The 15324-nt window shown below is 61.9% G+C and carries 14 protein-coding genes; 9 read left to right on the top strand and 5 right to left on the bottom strand.

The window, feature by feature from the left end:
* Nucleotides 1-326 precede the first annotated feature (326 nt).
* The 7 genes from XB14_RS24290 (at nucleotide 327) to XB14_RS24260 (ending at nucleotide 7850) form a co-directional block, all read left to right on the top strand.
* The gene (locus XB14_RS24290; protein WP_077965107.1) at nucleotides 327-1964 is read left to right on the top strand and encodes a TIGR04028 family ABC transporter substrate-binding protein; all 1638 of its coding nucleotides are present in this window, start codon (nucleotides 327-329) and stop codon (nucleotides 1962-1964) included.
* A gap of 68 nt (nucleotides 1965-2032) precedes the next feature.
* Nucleotides 2033-2977 (top strand): ABC transporter permease, encoded by a 945-nt coding sequence (locus XB14_RS24285; RefSeq protein ID WP_077965431.1) that lies wholly within the window; start codon nucleotides 2033-2035, stop codon nucleotides 2975-2977.
* Entirely contained in the window at nucleotides 2974-3855 is an 882-nt protein-coding gene (locus XB14_RS24280; protein WP_077965106.1) for an ABC transporter permease, read from the top strand. Before XB14_RS24285 ends, XB14_RS24280 begins: the two co-directional genes overlap by 4 nt.
* Nucleotides 3852-5492 (top strand): dipeptide ABC transporter ATP-binding protein, encoded by a 1641-nt coding sequence (locus tag XB14_RS24275; protein ID WP_077965105.1) that lies wholly within the window; start codon nucleotides 3852-3854, stop codon nucleotides 5490-5492. The genes XB14_RS24280 and XB14_RS24275 overlap by 4 nt, the downstream gene beginning before the upstream one ends.
* Before the next feature lie 27 nt (nucleotides 5493-5519).
* Nucleotides 5520-6566 carry a putative FMN-dependent luciferase-like monooxygenase gene (locus XB14_RS24270; RefSeq protein ID WP_077965103.1) on the top strand — a complete coding sequence of 349 codons (1047 nt, stop codon included), beginning with the start codon at nucleotides 5520-5522 and terminating at the stop codon, nucleotides 6564-6566.
* A gap of 43 nt (nucleotides 6567-6609) precedes the next feature.
* A complete protein-coding gene (locus XB14_RS24265; RefSeq protein ID WP_077965101.1) occupies nucleotides 6610-7227 on the top strand; it encodes a CMD domain protein in 618 nt (205 codons plus the stop codon).
* A gap of 20 nt (nucleotides 7228-7247) precedes the next feature.
* Nucleotides 7248-7850 (top strand): alkylhydroperoxidase domain protein, encoded by a 603-nt coding sequence (locus tag XB14_RS24260; protein WP_077965099.1) that lies wholly within the window; start codon nucleotides 7248-7250, stop codon nucleotides 7848-7850.
* A gap of 102 nt (nucleotides 7851-7952) precedes the next feature.
* Here XB14_RS24260 and XB14_RS24255 read toward each other — a convergent pair whose 3' ends face one another.
* From XB14_RS24255 to XB14_RS24240, 4 genes are all read right to left on the bottom strand, one after another.
* Nucleotides 7953-8981, bottom strand: a complete 1029-nt coding sequence (locus tag XB14_RS24255; RefSeq protein WP_077965090.1) for a porin — start codon at nucleotides 8979-8981, stop codon at nucleotides 7953-7955.
* A gap of 504 nt (nucleotides 8982-9485) precedes the next feature.
* Entirely contained in the window at nucleotides 9486-9896 is a 411-nt protein-coding gene (locus XB14_RS24250) for a DUF983 domain-containing protein (protein WP_077965088.1), read from the bottom strand.
* Between the two features lie 175 nt (nucleotides 9897-10071).
* The gene (locus XB14_RS24245; protein WP_077965086.1) at nucleotides 10072-11469 is read right to left on the bottom strand and encodes a PLP-dependent aminotransferase family protein; all 1398 of its coding nucleotides are present in this window, start codon (nucleotides 11467-11469) and stop codon (nucleotides 10072-10074) included.
* A gap of 103 nt (nucleotides 11470-11572) precedes the next feature.
* A complete protein-coding gene (locus XB14_RS24240; RefSeq protein WP_077965084.1) occupies nucleotides 11573-12190 on the bottom strand; it encodes a LysE family transporter in 618 nt (205 codons plus the stop codon).
* A 63-nt stretch (nucleotides 12191-12253) separates the two neighbouring features.
* Between XB14_RS24240 and XB14_RS24235 the strand changes: the two genes are divergently transcribed.
* Nucleotides 12254-13183 carry a LysR substrate-binding domain-containing protein gene (locus XB14_RS24235; RefSeq protein WP_077965082.1) on the top strand — a complete coding sequence of 310 codons (930 nt, stop codon included), beginning with the start codon at nucleotides 12254-12256 and terminating at the stop codon, nucleotides 13181-13183.
* A gap of 235 nt (nucleotides 13184-13418) precedes the next feature.
* Nucleotides 13419-14126: a pentapeptide repeat-containing protein gene (locus XB14_RS24230; protein ID WP_077965430.1), complete on the top strand. Its 708-nt coding sequence runs from the start codon at nucleotides 13419-13421 to the stop codon at nucleotides 14124-14126.
* 33 nt (nucleotides 14127-14159) lie between these two features.
* Here the strand turns inward: XB14_RS24230 and XB14_RS24225 are convergent, their stop codons facing one another.
* Nucleotides 14160-14735, bottom strand: coding sequence for a nucleoside 2-deoxyribosyltransferase (locus tag XB14_RS24225; RefSeq protein ID WP_077965080.1), 576 nt, complete (start codon nucleotides 14733-14735; stop codon nucleotides 14160-14162).
* Between the last annotated feature and the right edge of the window lie 589 nt (nucleotides 14736-15324).

Below are 15324 nucleotides of genomic sequence, written 5' to 3'. Positions count from 1 at the left end.
TACGATCCTTGGGAGGTTCAGAGAAATTGCCAAGATTTTTCAACGGATGACGACATAGTTGTCAATGCCGCGCGCAATCAAGCACGCGTCCATGTCGCGTATGTGGCGGTGGTTATCAGCGCGTTTCTTTCCACACTTCCATCGGCCCCGCTCCCACCGAATTTGATGGGAAAGATACGGGAAGGGACAATTATCTCCCTCGCGGCGAGGCGCTAGATGCTTCTTTCCGTTCAGTCGAAACATATAGCATATTAATTTACTAGATTTAATTGATTATGCCGGCCGCCGCCGTACCATAGCCTCCTGATTTCTGAAGGAAGGCTCTCATGACCACGAAATTGAAACGGTTGGCGCTGACCCTGGCGACGCTTGCCACCTCCAGCCTGGCTCTCAGCAGCGCTCAGGCGCAAGCAGCGGACCCGGTCAAAGGCGGAACGCTGATCTATCTGGAACAGCAGGCCCATACCAACCTCTACCCGCCGGCGGGTGGTTTCTATCCGAACGGCGGCATTCTCAACCAGATCACCGACAAGCTGACCTATCAGAACCCGAAGACGCTCGAGATCGAGCCCTGGATCGCCGAATCCTGGACGGTCAACGCGGATGCGACGGAGTACACGTTCAGGATCCGCCCGGGCGTGACGTTCTCCGACGGCTCGCCGCTTGACGCGGCTGCCGTTGCCAGGAACTACGACGTCTTCGGCCTTGGCAACAAAGCCCTGAAGCAACCGGTCTCCGAAGTCATCAACAACTACGAGCGCAGCGAAGTCGTCGATCCGCTGACGGTCAAATTCTACTTCAAGAAGCCGTCGCCGGGGTTCCTGCAGGGGACGTCCGTGATCGGCTCCGGTCTGGTCGCGGCCAGCACGCTGGCTCTGCCCTTCGAAGAACTCGGCGACGCGACGAAGATCATCGGTTCCGGCCCGTTCGTCGTCGAGAGCGAGACGATCGGCAAGGAACTGAGCCTGAAGGCCCGCGAGGAATACAACTGGGGACCGGCCAAGCTCGAACACCAGGGTCGCGCCTATCTCGACGGCATCAAATACATCATCACCGGGGAGGACAGCGTGCGCATCGGTGCGCTGCTTGCGGGGCAGGCAGACTTCATCCGGCAGGTGCAGGCCTATGACGAGAAGCAGGTCGAAGCCCAGGACTACCAGATCTACGCGCCATCGACGCGCGGCGTGAACAACAGCGTCGTCTTCCGACCGGATAATCCGCTGGTGGCTGACGTCAGGGTGCGCCAGGCGCTGCTGCACGCGACCGACACCAAAGAAATCGTCACCACGCTCTTTTCAGCCAACTACCCGCAGGCGACCTCGATCATCGCGTCGTCGGCGCTCGGCTACAAGGATATCTCGGCCAAGCTCGCCTTCGATCCGGAGAAGGCCAAGGCCCTGCTCGACGAGGCCGGCTGGTCGGTCGGCGCCAACGGCTTGCGCCAGAAGGACGGCAAGGAACTCGTGCTAACGGCTTACGAATCCCTGCCACAGCCGCAGAACAAGGAAACGCTGCAGCTGGTCGCCCAGCAATGGGGCAAGGTGGGCGTCAAGCTGAGCGTTCTTGCCGGCGACAGCGGGAGCAAGACGGTGGATGATCTCGATCCGCTGAAGACGCCGGTATCGCCCGCCATGGTCGGCCGCGCCGATCCGGACGTGATCAAGAGCCAGTATTATCCGAAGAACCGCGACGTGCTGCGCCAGAAGGGCGGGCTCAGCGACAAGGTCCAGAGCTTCGTCGACACGAAGCTGAACGGTCTGCTCGACGCGCTCGCTTCCGAGCCGGATCGCCAGAAGCGTCTCGCGATCGCCGGCGAAATCCAGGACTACGTCGTCGACCAGGCCTATGCGATCCCGATCTTCGAAGAGCCGCAAGCCTATGCCGGTGCGCCCTACGTCCAGGGCGTGGCCTTCGAGGCCGTCGGGCGGCCGAGCTTCTACAGCACCTGGCTTGCCGAACACTGATGGGCTCGATGGCCACCGCAACCGCGGCGGCCGTCGTTTCTGAAATCCGCGTGCGCGAGGGACGGATCATGTCTGCCTATTTGTTCAACCGCGTTGCTCAGGCGTTCTTTGTGCTTTGGGCCGCTTTCACGATCTCTTTCGTGCTGCTGCAGGCGATGCCCGGTGACGCGATCCTCATAAAGTTCCAGAACCCGGATCTCGGCTTGACCGCCCAGCAGGTCGCAGAAATACGCGCCTCCTACGCGGTCGATAGTCCCGTGCCGGTGCAATACGCACGCACCATCGGCAACTTCCTCGCCGGCGACTTTGGCTATTCGGTTCAAGCCGGCGTTCCCGTTGCAAGCCTGCTTGCCGCGCATCTGCCGGCAACACTGAAGCTCGCATCCCTCGGCTTCCTGCTTGCCGCGGTCTTGGCGGGGGTCATCGCCTTCCTCTCCAGTCTCGCGCCATTCGCCTGGTTGCGTGGCGCTCTACAGTCGGTTCCGTCGCTTTTCATTTCGATCCCGACCTTCTGGCTCGGCATCATGCTGATTCAGGTCTTCTCCTTCCGTCTGAAGCTCGTGCCCGTCATCAACCCTGGTCCCTGGCAGGAACTGATCCTGCCCGTGGTGACCCTCGCCGTGCCGATTTCCGCGCCGCTGGCGCAGGTGCTAGTTCGCAATATCGATGAGGTGATGACGCGCCCCTTCGTCGCCGTGGCGCGGGCCAAGGGCGCCACCCGCCTTTGGGTTCTCTGGCGGCACGTCGCGAAGAACGCGCTGCTTCCGACGCTGACGATCGCCGGCGTGCTCTTCGGCGAACTGATTGCCGGAGCCGTGGTGACGGAGACCGTCTTCGGGCTGAACGGCATCGGCGGGCTGACCGAGCGGGCGGTCGGCAGCCAGGACGCAGCGGTGCTTCAGGCGATCGTCGTGCTGTCGGCGCTCGCTTTCGTGATCATCAATCTCGCCGTGGACCTGCTCTATCCGGTGCTCGATCCACGGCTCAGGACAAAAACGGGAGCCGTTGCATGACGACCTTCGAAACGCTTCATGAGGACGCCGTTGCGGATGCAAGGCGCGAAAGCAATCGGCGCTCCAGCGCGGCTTCGCGGCTGCGCCGCCTGCCGGTAGGTTTAGCCCTTTCCTGGCTTATCCTGGGCACGGTCGTCCTCTGGGCCATCGCTCCCTCGCTTTTTAGTGCATTCAACCCGCTTCAAGGTGTCGGCGGGGAGCAACTGCAGCGGCCAAGCGCCGAGCATCTCCTGGGAACCGACGCGCTCGGGCGTGATCTCTACGCTCGCATCGTTCATGGCGCCGTTCATTCGCTGACAGGTGCTTTTGTGGCCGTGGGTCTAGGGCTCGTCCTCGGCACGGCTCTTGGCGTGATCGCCGGCTCGGTGCAGCGTCGCCTCGACGACGCGATCATGCGCCTCGTCGACGTGCTCCTGTCGATCCCTCCGCTGCTTCTCTCGCTCAGCATCATCATCCTGCTTGGCTTTGGAACCGTGAATGCGGCAATTGCCGTCGGCGTCACCTCGGTCGCAGGTTTTGCGCGGCTGGCAAGGGCTGAAGTGGTGCGCGTGCGTCGCAGCGATTATGTCGAGGCCGCCTTCGGCAGCGGCGGAACCTTTGCGTCGGTTCTGTGGCGTCACGTTCTGCCGAACTCCCTGACCTCGGTCGTCGCCTTTGCTGCTCTACAGTTCGGATCGGCCGTGCTGCAGATTTCGACGCTCGGATTTCTCGGCTATGGCGCGCCGCCGCCGACCCCGGAATGGGGACTGCTGATCGCCGAGGGGCGCAACTACATCTCGACCGCCTGGTGGCTCACAACCGCGCCCGGCATCGTGGTCGTCCTCGTCGTGCTGGCTGCCAATCGCGTCAGCCAATCCTTCGGAAAGGTCGCAGCATGACCGTCATACCTGGACCGTTTCCCCCCGTTCTCGAGGTCGAGAATCTTTGCATTGCCTACGCTGACAGCAGCGGCGAGCGCCGTGCCGTTCACGACGTTTCGTTTCGCATCAATCCGGGCGAGGTTGTGGCCTTAGTCGGCGAATCCGGCTCCGGCAAGACGACGACGGCGCAGTCGATCATCGGTCTGCTCGCTGCGAATGGCCGGGTGGAGCGGGGCAGCATCAGGCTCAACGGGACCGACATTGCCCGCTGGACGGATCGTCAACTGGACACAGTGCGCGGCGCCAGGATCAGCCTCGTGCCCCAGGATCCGGGAAGTTCGCTCAACCCGGTCAAAACGATCGGCTCGCAGCTCGGCGAGATCTTCCGCATCCACGGGGCGCTGCGGTCGGATGAGATTGAGGCCCGGGTGATCTCTCTTCTTGCTCGCGTCGGATTGAGCGAGCCGGCGCTTCGGGCGCGGCAATATCCGCATGAATTGTCAGGTGGCATGCGCCAAAGGGTGTTGATCGCGATCGCGATCGCGCTGAAGCCGCAGTTGATCATCGCCGACGAACCGACGAGTGCACTCGATGTCACGGTGCAGAAGCGCATTCTCGATCTCATCGACGAGTTGCGAGCCGAATACGGCGCGGCCGTACTTCTGGTGACCCATGATCTCGGTGTCGCCGCCGACCGGGCCGATCGGATCGTTGTCCTCAAGGGTGGCCGGATCCAGGAGCAGGGCGCAACAGGCGCCGTTCTTGCCGCACCGCGCAGCCCCTACACGAGGCAACTGCTCGCAGACGCACCATCCTTTACCGCGCCTCTGCGGCTGGCGGCGGTTCGGCCATCCATTGCGAGCGCGCCGGACGATATCGTCGTCGTCGAAGGTCTTGTTCGCGAATTCGTTCGCGAGGGTGGTGGGTCCGCGTTGCGCGCCGTCGACGACCTGAGCTTCCGTGTCCGTCGTGGAACGACCCATGCGGTCGTCGGGGAATCGGGATCCGGGAAGACGACGACGATCCGTAGCATTGTCGGTTTCGACAGGCCGACGGCCGGCCGGATCGCGATCGACGGCATCGACGTCTCGGGTCTGACCGGAGAGGGGCTTCGGCAATTCCGTCGCAAGGTCCAGCTCGTTTACCAGAACCCCTACGGCTCCCTGGACCCGCGTCAAAACGTGCTGCAGATCGTGACCGAGCCATTGACGAACTTCTTAGGACTCCGGCGCTCCGATCGCGAGGAAAAGGCAAGGACGATTCTTGCCCGGGTCGGCTTGCCCGAGGAAGCCTTGGGGCGGCGACCCCTTGCACTTTCCGGTGGTCAGCGCCAGCGCGTTGCCATCGCTCGGGCACTGGTGCTCGATCCGCAACTGGTTGTGCTCGACGAAGCGGTTTCGGCGCTCGATGTCAGCGTGCAGGCGCGCATTCTCGACCTTTTGGACGAACTGCAGAGCGACCTCGGGCTCACCTATCTCTTCGTCTCCCACGACCTCGCGGTGGTACGCCAGATCTCGGACACCGTTTCGGTTCTGAAGGACGGGCGGCTGGTCGACGGCGGAACCGTTTCCGACGTCTTCGAAAACCCTCGCAGCGATTACACCCGCGAACTGATCAATGCCATTCCCGGACGCAAGCGCCGGGCCGCGGCGTGAGGCAACGGACGACAGACAGGACCGACCATGATTGAGACCACACCACGCAAGCGCCTTGGCTTTTTCACTCGGCTGCTCGACGACGTTCCGGCCGGTACCCGCTACTACTACGCAAAGGAGCAGATCGTCACGGCCGAGCGCTTCGGCTTCGACACGGCCTGGGTGGCGCAGCACCATTTCCACGCGGACGAAGGCGGTCTTCCGGCGCCGCTGGTGTTCCTCGCCCATGTTGCGGCCGAGACTACGCGCATACGCCTTGGTACCGGCGTCATCACCTTGCCGCTCGAAAACCCGATCCGAGTGGCAGAGGACGCCGCCGTTTTCGATCTGCTTTCCGGCGGGCGGCTGGAAGTGGGCTTGGGTACGGGGGGAACGCCGTCCTCGTTCACGGCCTTTGGCCTGGAGAGCGCCGAGCGCGGCGCGATCTTCGGCCGGCATCTGCAAACGCTGCTCGACGCCTGGGCGGGCCGTGGTCTGGCCGGCGGCGATCGACTTTACCCGGCCGCACCGCAATTGCTCGACCGCGTCTGGCAGGCAACCTTTTCGGTCGCGGGTGGCGAGCGTGCGGGTCGCGCCGGTGACGGTCTGATGTTGTCGCGCACCCAACCGCGGTCAGAGGACAATCCGCGTGCCTCGCTGGCTGAGCTGCAAAATCCGATCATCGACGCGTATCTGCACGCGCTTCCCTCCGGCCGCGCACCGCGCATCCTCGGCTCTCGCAGCCTGTTTGTTGCCGACAGCCGTGCCGAAGCATTGCGCTTTGCCGAGATCGGCTTGAGACGGAGCGCGGAGCGGTTGATCGCTAGCGGCCACAAGGTTTCCGGCAATTCGCTTGGCGATCTGATTACCGCGCTCGACGTGCATGTCGGTTCCGTCGACGATGTCATCGCCAGCCTCAGCGCTGACGAGACGCTGGCGCGTGTCACCGACCTGGTGTTCCAGGTTCATTCCGTCGACCCGCCGCACCCATTGGTCCTGCGTTCGATCGAACTGATCGCGACCAAGGTCGCGCCGGCGCTCGGCTGGTCGCCGCAGGAAAGATTCCACGCCCGACGCTTCGGCGCCGTCGGTTGAAGCGCGCCGGTCCGCCGGTCCATTTTGCAAAGGAGACGAAGTCATGACCATCGCGTCACCGGATATCATCGATCTATTGGCCGGCATCACCGCCGGATCGGCGCTCGACCGCATTCGCGCCCAGCGGCCAGAAGCCCGCGAACAGGCGCAGAAAAGTTTTCTCGCGCTCTTTCAGCCGACGGACTTCGGCGATGTGTCCGCGGCAGAACGGCATGCGGTCGCAAGTTTCGTCGCTGGCCTGCATCGCCAGCCCGACATCTTCGAATTCTACATCAGCCCGTTTGAGGAACGCGGCACCGATCGCTGGTTGATCGAAGTCATCAAGGCAGAGATCGGGGCAGGGCGGGCGAAGGGGCCTTATGGTCACTATCCTGATGGGCCCTTAAGGGGCGAGAACGAAGCCGGGCCGCTCTATCAGGTCTCGCCGGCAAGCCGAGAGGCGCTCGGTCCTAAGTTGTCCGCCGCGCTGGAGCATGCACACCTGCTCGTCTTCCACCTGCGTGATGCCAGTCCGCAGGCACTACAGGTGTTGCTGGATGCCGGGTGGACGACCACTGGCGTCGTGACCCTGTCGCAGCTGGTTTCCTTCGTGGCGTTTCAGATCCGGGTGATCGCCGGCCTTGCAGTGCTGTCGACTGCTGCCAAGCGCGCTGCCGCGTGAAGATTCAAGAGGATTTACGAATGACCGAACATGCCATCACCCCAACCGTCGATAACCCGCCTGTTACCTTCACGCAGGCTGAGATCGGCTGGACCCCGTGGCTCCAGCCTCTGGCGGAAGAAGACCTGACGGAGCGCCACATCAAAGGCCTGGTCGAAGCCGCGCGGGCAAAATCGCCCTATTTTCGCCTGCTCGTGCGCGATCCGGAGGTGCTTGAAGCGCGCACGAAAACCGACAAGGACATCTTTTACAATACCCGTTTAGGTCTGCCGCGCGCCGAGCGCGAGCTGGCTGCTACGGCGGCTTCCAGATACAACGGCTGTATTTTCTGCGCTTCGGTTCATTCGCGCTTCGCTTCGCATCACTCCAAGCGCGGCGGGGACGTTCAGAAGCTTCTCGACGAGGGCGTCGAAGCTGATCTTGGCGAACGCTGGAATGCGATCGTCGCAGCATCGGTCGCTTTGACCGCGACCCCGCCCATCTTCGGCGAGGAGCACGTCTCCCGCCTTTCGGCCGCGGGCCTTGATGAACTGGAGATTGCCGACGTCATCCACGGCGCCGCCTTCTTCAACTGGGCGAACCGGCTGATGCTGTCGCTTGGAGAGCCGACACCGGCCAATTGAAATCCAACCCGTGTATCGGTCAGCGATTTTACTTTGTCTCAATAAGGAAAGCCCGCAACTTCTTGCGAAGTTGCGGGCTTCCTTCATCCGAGTTTAATCGGATTAGAAGTTACGCTGCAGACGGACGAAGCCCGAGACGTAGTCGCGGTCTGTCGTAGCCGTCAGGTCTTCCTTGTTGTACTGAACCGATACGCGGGTCGCGAGACCTTCGGTGATCGCGTAGTCGAGCGTCACGCCAGCGCGCCAACGGTCGAGGTCGCTGTTGAACTTGTAGTCGCCCCAGTACTGAGCGCCGGGGGTGATCTTCAGCTTGTCGGTTGCCTTGAAGGCGTACGAAGCGGCAACGGTCCACTCCGAAGCATTCCAGTAGGCGTTCGGGTCGGAAGCCCAGATACCAGCAACCTGGAACGTGCCCGGGCCGAGGTCAGCCGAAAGCAGAGCGCGGATCGCGCCTTCTTCAGCTTCGGTGTCGTAGCCGCCGAGCAGGTCGAAGGAAACGCCGCCGAGGGTCGCCGAAACGATGGCTTCAACGCCAACGCCGTTGCTCTTCGTCGTCTGGCCTTCGAGCTCGTCGATTGCGATACCGGCCTGGAACGAACCGCCGTCGTAGAGGTAGGCGATCGAGTTGAACTCGGTGACGTTGCCGATCGAGTCGGATTCGCCGTTCAGACCCTTATCCCACCAGCTGTAGAAGAAGCCGGCCTTGAGGCCACCGAGCTGGATGTAGGCTTCATCGACGTCGATCAGGCTGTCGCCACCGTCGGTGTCGTTGTCGGCGTTGAATTCAGCGGCGAAGAAGCCGGTGAGCGTGCCGAACTCGGTGTCGCTCTTGGCGTCGAACGAGATGTAAGCGCGCGAGAACGAATCCCAGTCAGACGTGCCGTTCTTGCCCCAACCCTGGCGCTTGTTGACTTCGTCCGGACCGAAGGAGGTCTGGAAGCGGATGAAGCCGCCGATCTTGAGGCAGGTTTCGGTGCCCGGGATGTAGAAGTAGCCAGTGCCGAAAGCGTCGCAAACGCGAACGTATTCCATGGGCTCCGGCTCGGCTGCGACGATTGCGTCGGCTGCCTGGGCGCCGGAAACTGCTGCGAGAGCAGCAGCGGAGCCGAGAAGAAGGCTTTTGATAGTCATTCGATCGATCTCTCTAATGGTTATCAAGGTCAACAAGGCCCGGCCCTGGTGTCCCCCAGAGATTTATCGGTTACCTCGCTCGCGCTGCTACGAAAATGAACCACTGCGATGACTCGCAGCGGGCAGCGGCGACACCGCTATCACAAAAAACAAGACAGTTTTGCAACAAACGCGGTTTGGGAGTTTGTTAAAGGCTATTACTATAAACTGTTGCATACAAGCAACTATCATATATTTCTAAAATAAGTTTATCTTAAAAATGATAGTAATGACTCCGAATTATATTAAAACCGAACTCATTATATGACGAAATGCTCTCATAAAAACTTCACAGGTCGCACATTGACGTCTGAATTTTGTTATTTTACGTAGAGCCAGCCTTTGAGAAGAGAGGCTTCCGGTGAAAGCGCCGTCAACTATCAACAGTTGGCGGCGCAATTATTTTTTAGGGGTATTCTTGCGGCTTTTAAGTGCCGCCGGTGTGCGAAGGCGGCTCCTGAAGAGCTACTGCGTCGTCGCTACGGGCGGCTCGATGTTGCGCCTTACGACTTTGCCTTCCTCCGCCTTGTAGAAAAACTGACTTGAGACGAGCCAGCCCTTCAGAGGTCGAAGAGGCGGGATGCAGGTCAGCAGCATGAAGGGCCCGGTGACCAGCAGGTGGACCCACAGTGGCGCGCTGTATTGGACTTCCAGCCAGACCCCAAGAAAAACGCTCGGTACGCAGGCGAAGCAGATGACGAAGAAGGCGGGGCCGTCAGCGGGATCCGCGAAGGAGTAGTCCAGGCCGCAGACTTCGCATTCCTTGCGCATTTTCAGGAAGCCATTGAAGAGGTGGCCTTGGCCGCAGCGCGGGCAGCGACCGCGCAAGCCGGTCTGCATGGGCGGGATTGGCGGCCAATCACTATCGGAAGACATGTTCGTTCCTTTCAGGCGTTCTGGTTGGCGCTTGGGTTCAGCGCCGAGATTGCCTGGATATGCGGCCAGCCTAATCTTGCGGCCGCCTCAGGCTCATCAGGATTAGGCGCCGAAAAGCATACATTGTCAAATTATTGTATGCATACATACATGCGACAATTTCGCCCGGTGGCCCCTATACCACGAGGCTGGAGGCGGCCGGAGACAGGCCGATGAGGTCTGTGATGACCAGAAGGCTGCGTCGCAACTCCGCGTGGTTCGCGGCCGCCCCGAGGCCGAGGCGCACGGCTTCAGGTGGCGCGCCGAGCGCAAAGGCGTCGCTTGCGACGACGCTGATGCCAGCCGCCTGCAATCGCGCGCTCAATTCGCCGCGCGTCCAGGGGCTCGGCAGGCGCAGCCAGGCATGAAAGGCGTGCGGATTCGTTTGCGCGACGCCGGCTGGAAGAAGTTCCGCGACGATGCGCTGCCTTGCCGCCGTCTCGCCGCGTATCGCGGCTAGCACGGCGTCGGCTGTTCCGTCCTCGATCCAGCGCGCGGCGATGGCGGCCGCAAGAGGGGACGCCATGCCGACCGTTGCCCGGATTGCGCCTTCGATGCGGACCGAGCTGCGGCTGTCCGGTACGACGAGATAGGCGATGCGCAAGGCGGGCGACAGGCATTTTGCGAGGCCGCCGACATAGTAGACGAGATCAGGTGCCAGTGCCGCCAGTGGACGCGGCGCGGCCGCGGGAAGGGCGCCATAGGCATCGTCTTCGATGATCGCCACGCCGTGCCGCCTCGCAATGGCGACGATCGCCTGGCGCCGTTCGAGCGAGAGTGTCGCTGTCGTAGGGTTGTGAAGCGTCGGATTGCAATAGAGCGCCTTTGGCGTTTCTTTCGAGCAGAGGTCTTCAAAAGCTGCGGGCAAGAGGCCTTCTCGGTCCATGGCGAGGCCTTGAAGCCTGATGCCGAGATGCGCGGCGAGCGCGCGGAGGCCGGGGTAGGTGATTGTCTCGGCGCAAATCATCTCTCCGGCTTTCGCCAGGTTGCCAATCGCCGCAAGCAGAGCCCCCTGGGCGCCGGCGCAAACCAGCACGCGCTCCGGCGGAATGTCGCCCAGCCTGGGTTTCAGCCAGGCGGCGCCTGCCGCGCGGTTGTGCGGGGCTCCGCCGGGAGGCTGATATCGCATCAGGAGCTCAAGCCCGTGATCGGCCTGTAGTGCCGCCATGTCGGCCCAAAGGCGTGCGGCCAGGATCGGATCGTCGAACAACGGTGGCAGGTTCATGCTCATGTCGACGAGGCCGCCGGTCGGCGGGCGGCTGGTTCGCAGGCGCCGCGTCTTCACATAAGTGCCCTGGCCCACCCGGCCCTCGACCAGGCCGCGATGTCTCGCCTCGTTATAGGCGCGGCTGACGGTGGTAAAATCGATGCCGAGCGTCTCGGCAAGGACGCGTTGCGGCGGAAGCCGCATGCCTTCCGAAAGGCGCCCCTCGCTGATATCGGCGGCAATGGCATCTGCTATGGCGAGATAGAGAGGCCCATCCGATTTGCGGATTGCCGGTTGCCACGTAATCTCAAAGCGTTCGTCCGCCATCGCAATACCTCTTTCCGAATTGTATGGATATTGCATGGTTTCTGGAATTCGAGCAAGTGTCTACAGCAGAGAATGAAAGCGTCGATCTGCGACCAAGCGTCGCCTAACGCGTCACGCTTGCCGTTGCCAGCAAGGCGCCGAAGCCGACGAGCAGGGCGCCGAATGCCCGATCGATCCAGTGGCGAAGCGCGAGAAGGCGAAGTCTGACGGTGGCCGATGAAAAGAACAGGGCAACAATCGCGAACCAGATCAGATGTGCGGCGGAGATGAAGGCGCCGTACGCCATCTGGGCGGGCAGGGCCGTGGTCGGCTGAACGACTTGCATGAACAGACTGACGACAAAGATCGTCGTCTTTGGATTGAGCGCGTTGGTCAGAAAGCCCATGCGCAGCGCGCCGAGGTCGGAAAGCGCGGGACGCTCCGTCAAGGCGGCCGCTTGGGCTGGCTTCGCGCGCAGCATTCTGATGCCAAGCCAGATCAGATAGGCGGCACCGACGAGCTTCAGCATGGTGAAAAGAAGCAGAGACTGGCGGATCAACAAACCCACGCCCAGCAAAGTATAGGTGACATGGACCCAGACGCCGGCGGCGATGCCAAGTGCTGTCAAGACGCCGGCCCGCCGCGATAGGAGCATGCTGTTGCGCGTCACCATCGCAAAATCCGGCCCCGGACTGACCACGGCGAGGATCGTAATGGTCATTACAGCTAACAGTTCGGTCATTGTCTTTCCCGTTTCTCTCTCTCATTCTGGCTGAATAGGCCAATCCATGAGAAACGACTAACGATGAGTTCTGACGATTTCGGTGAGTTCTACTCACAGATCAGGGCGGCGCGACTTCCGCCACTTGCGGCACTCCGCTGTTTCGAGGCGGCGGCCAGGCTGGAGAGCTTCAGCCGCGCCGCAGACGCGCTCCATCTGACACATGGTGCCATCAGCCGTGCGGTCCGGCTTATCGAAGACGATCTGGGTGTGGCGCTGTTCGAGCGCCGTAGCCGCCGCGTCTTCCTGACGGAAGCCGGGCGAAAGCTGGCGGCGGCCGTGCGCGAAGGCTTTGGCCTGATGGAGAATGCCGTCCGGGAGATCAGAGAGGTGTCGCAAACGCCTGCTCTGGTGGTTTCCTGCGAGCCGACCCTGCTGATGCGCTGGCTGATACCGCGCCTTCCGGATTTTCAGGCGCGGCGCCCGGACGTGGCGGTTCACCTCGTTGCCGGAGGCGGGCCGGTGTCCCTGGGGCGGGGCATCGATCTGGCGATCCGTCGTGATGATTTCCCCCGGCCGGATGGCACCTGTGCCGTGCCGTTGTTTCCGGAGCGAATAGGTCCGGTCTGCCGCGTGGACAAAGTCCTTGCGTTCTTCGATGAAGCCGAGGTCGGCGGTTCGCTCCGATTGCGCAACGACGCGGTGCCCTTGCATACGAAAACGCGGCCGAATGCATGGGAAACCTGGGCGAAGACGGCCAATTGCCCAGCACCGGAGCAGCGCGGCCAAAGCTTCGAACATTTCTACATCAGCCTTCAGGCGGCGATCGCCGGGATCGGAGTGGCGATCGGGCCATGGCAACTCGTTCGTGACGATATCGATAATGGCATCCTGAGCGCGCCACTCGGTTTTGTCGAAGATGGTTCGCGCTATCATCTGCTGTCGCCGTCGGCGATCGGCGAGCAGGAACCGAGTGCGGCGCTGCGCGACTGGCTGCTCGCCGCATCGATTTGAAACGGATCGTTTTCATTTCTGTTATTTGCATAAAGGCCAGCAACGTCATACGTTTAACGAAGACCCGTGGCTTTCCGGCGATGCCAGTCGCCGGAAAGCCACGCGGAGCACGTGATATGCAATCGATTCGACCCTCGGGTCCTGGAGCGGCGCCATGAACATCCTCAAAATCAATCTCGACCAGGAGTGCGGCACGTCACGCCAACCCCTTTCGTTGCGCGCGATGGCATCGAGGATGACGGTTGACGCGTTGAAGGGACTGGTCGTTCCGGCGGCGGCCGCATGCCTTGTCGCGCTCGCAGCGCCGTCGTTGGCCCAAGCCGCCAGTTGCAAGGATTCGGCAGCCCCGGGAGCTGATTGGACCGACTGCAACAAGAAAGCCCTGATGCTCGGCGGCAGCGATCTTCAGGGCGCCAATCTCGTCAACACCGACTTCACCTTGACGGACCTGCGCGGCGCGAATCTGACTGAAGCCAATCTGGAAAAGGCAACTCTGGTTCGGTCGTCCGTCGCGGGGGCCGCGGCGAACGGTGCGAACTTCTCCAAAATCGAAGCCTATCGCTGCAATTTCGCCGGCATCTCGGCCGAGAAGGCGTCGTTCGTCAATTCCGAGTTGCAGCGCGCCAATTTCAGTGGTGCCCGATTGACGGGCACGAGCTTCGAGAAGGCGGAGCTCGGTCGCGCGAACTTCGACAAGGCGGAACTCACCGGAACCCGGTTCTCGCACGCCAATCTTTCGCGCGCCGATCTGACCAATACGAGTTTCTCCGGCCCGATCGATTTCCAAGGGGCGTTCATGTTTCTGACGCGCATCGAGGGCGTGGACCTGTCCGAGGCGACCGGGCTTGAGCAGGAGCAGGTCGACATGACTTGCGGCGACAGCTCGACCAAGCTTCCCGCTGGCATGAGCACGCCGGGGGGGTGGCCCTGTGCCAGCGACTGATCGCCGTCGCGAGACGGCGTTCTCAGCCTGTTGTCATGCCCGATGCCGTTTCGCTGCGATCGCCAGGCATTCCTTGAAGGCTTCGAGGTCGGTCAGGCGATCGGCTTCCGGCACTTCGCGCTGAACGAGCTTGCCTTCCCGTCGAAGAATGCCTCCATCCAGCATCAGGTTGTCCGCCATGTCGAAGTCTTCGATGCTGAGCCCGTCTGGACCTGCGATGCGCCCGTCGGGACGCAAGGCGGCGTTGCCACGGTAGTGGTCGTGCAGGATACGCTCGTAGTAGCTACGGGAAGTGTTGGTATAGGCATAGACGTGCTTGCCGCGGCCGCACATGAAGCCGAGCTCGAACACCGTGCCGACATCGGCGCTGATGCCGCGAAAGGGCGTCAGGTTGGCGATGATCATGTCGGCGGCGAGCATCATGCCTTCGTCCACGGCGTAGATCGCAAGGCCGCGCTGGTGCTTGGTCGGAGCCGGAGGAATTTCGAGGTCGCCTGGCACGAGCGGCGTGAATCCGGCCGCGCGCGCCAGCGCCGCCTTTTCCTTCTGGATCTCGACCGAATTGGGCAGAAACACTTCCGGGCCAGCGAGATAGACTTTCACGCGCATTCCTCCTCACATTTTCGAGCGGCCAATCTATGAGAGCTGTTGCGGTGAGCCTAGCCATGGACCGCGGCTTGCCCACGGATTTTTCTCACCGTTGATCCGAATGAAGCGGGCGCAAGTGCCGGGCGTTTGTTCATGGCCGGAGATGATCTGCGACCGTCCATGCCGCGCAGACGTCCGCCGGCGAGAGGATCGAAGGGTGACGATCGGGCGAAGCGGGGGGCCGGGAAGGCACAAAATATGCGGCCGATCCTGGCGCGGCTCTGAGATGGCAATCGCTGCCACCGCGGCGCGCACCGCCACACAGGGTCTCACAAGACCGCTGGTGGACAGGCTCCTCAGCTGTCTGCGCGCTCCAATTTTCTAAACATCGGTGTTTTTTGACGAATCCTGTTTGCACGTGGTCTCGAGAGATACTGCGTCAGCGATTTGGCTGCAGCACTTCTTCGGTTTCGATTCGTCTCACGGTTGTCGCTTACCGCTCGATTCTCCACTCGCTTTTTTCTGTCGCGAGCCGGCGCTTTCCCGGCCGTATGCGACTTTAAACATTTATGCATACAAAATTGTCGACAAAATAGTTGACATTGTCGCC

Source organism: Ensifer adhaerens (assembly GCF_002007205.1).
GTDB lineage: Bacteria > Pseudomonadota > Alphaproteobacteria > Rhizobiales > Rhizobiaceae > Ensifer > Ensifer adhaerens_D.
This window is presented reverse-complemented; position numbering and strand designations above follow the sequence as displayed.

What these genes read in the sequence shown, in the direction of transcription:
- XB14_RS24235 (WP_077965082.1), top strand. Translation starts at nt 12,254, where the DNA reads ATGAGTTCTGACGATTTCGGTGAGTTCTACTCACAGATCAGGGCGGCG.
- XB14_RS24250 (WP_077965088.1), bottom strand. Translation starts at nt 9,896, where the DNA reads ATGTCTTCCGATAGTGATTGGCCGCCAATCCCGCCCATGCAGACCGGC.
- XB14_RS24270 (WP_077965103.1), top strand. Translation starts at nt 5,520, where the DNA reads ATGATTGAGACCACACCACGCAAGCGCCTTGGCTTTTTCACTCGGCTG.
- XB14_RS24275 (WP_077965105.1), top strand. Translation starts at nt 3,852, where the DNA reads ATGACCGTCATACCTGGACCGTTTCCCCCCGTTCTCGAGGTCGAGAAT.
- XB14_RS24285 (WP_077965431.1), top strand. Translation starts at nt 2,033, where the DNA reads ATGTCTGCCTATTTGTTCAACCGCGTTGCTCAGGCGTTCTTTGTGCTT.
- XB14_RS24240 (WP_077965084.1), bottom strand. Translation starts at nt 12,190, where the DNA reads ATGACCGAACTGTTAGCTGTAATGACCATTACGATCCTCGCCGTGGTC.
- XB14_RS24245 (WP_077965086.1), bottom strand. Translation starts at nt 11,469, where the DNA reads ATGGCGGACGAACGCTTTGAGATTACGTGGCAACCGGCAATCCGCAAA.
- XB14_RS24290 (WP_077965107.1), top strand. Translation starts at nt 327, where the DNA reads ATGACCACGAAATTGAAACGGTTGGCGCTGACCCTGGCGACGCTTGCC.
- XB14_RS24280 (WP_077965106.1), top strand. Translation starts at nt 2,974, where the DNA reads ATGACGACCTTCGAAACGCTTCATGAGGACGCCGTTGCGGATGCAAGG.
- XB14_RS24255 (WP_077965090.1), bottom strand. Translation starts at nt 8,981, where the DNA reads ATGACTATCAAAAGCCTTCTTCTCGGCTCCGCTGCTGCTCTCGCAGCA.
- XB14_RS24225 (WP_077965080.1), bottom strand. Translation starts at nt 14,735, where the DNA reads ATGCGCGTGAAAGTCTATCTCGCTGGCCCGGAAGTGTTTCTGCCCAAT.
- XB14_RS24265 (WP_077965101.1), top strand. Translation starts at nt 6,610, where the DNA reads ATGACCATCGCGTCACCGGATATCATCGATCTATTGGCCGGCATCACC.
- XB14_RS24230 (WP_077965430.1), top strand. Translation starts at nt 13,419, where the DNA reads ATGACGGTTGACGCGTTGAAGGGACTGGTCGTTCCGGCGGCGGCCGCA.
- XB14_RS24260 (WP_077965099.1), top strand. Translation starts at nt 7,248, where the DNA reads ATGACCGAACATGCCATCACCCCAACCGTCGATAACCCGCCTGTTACC.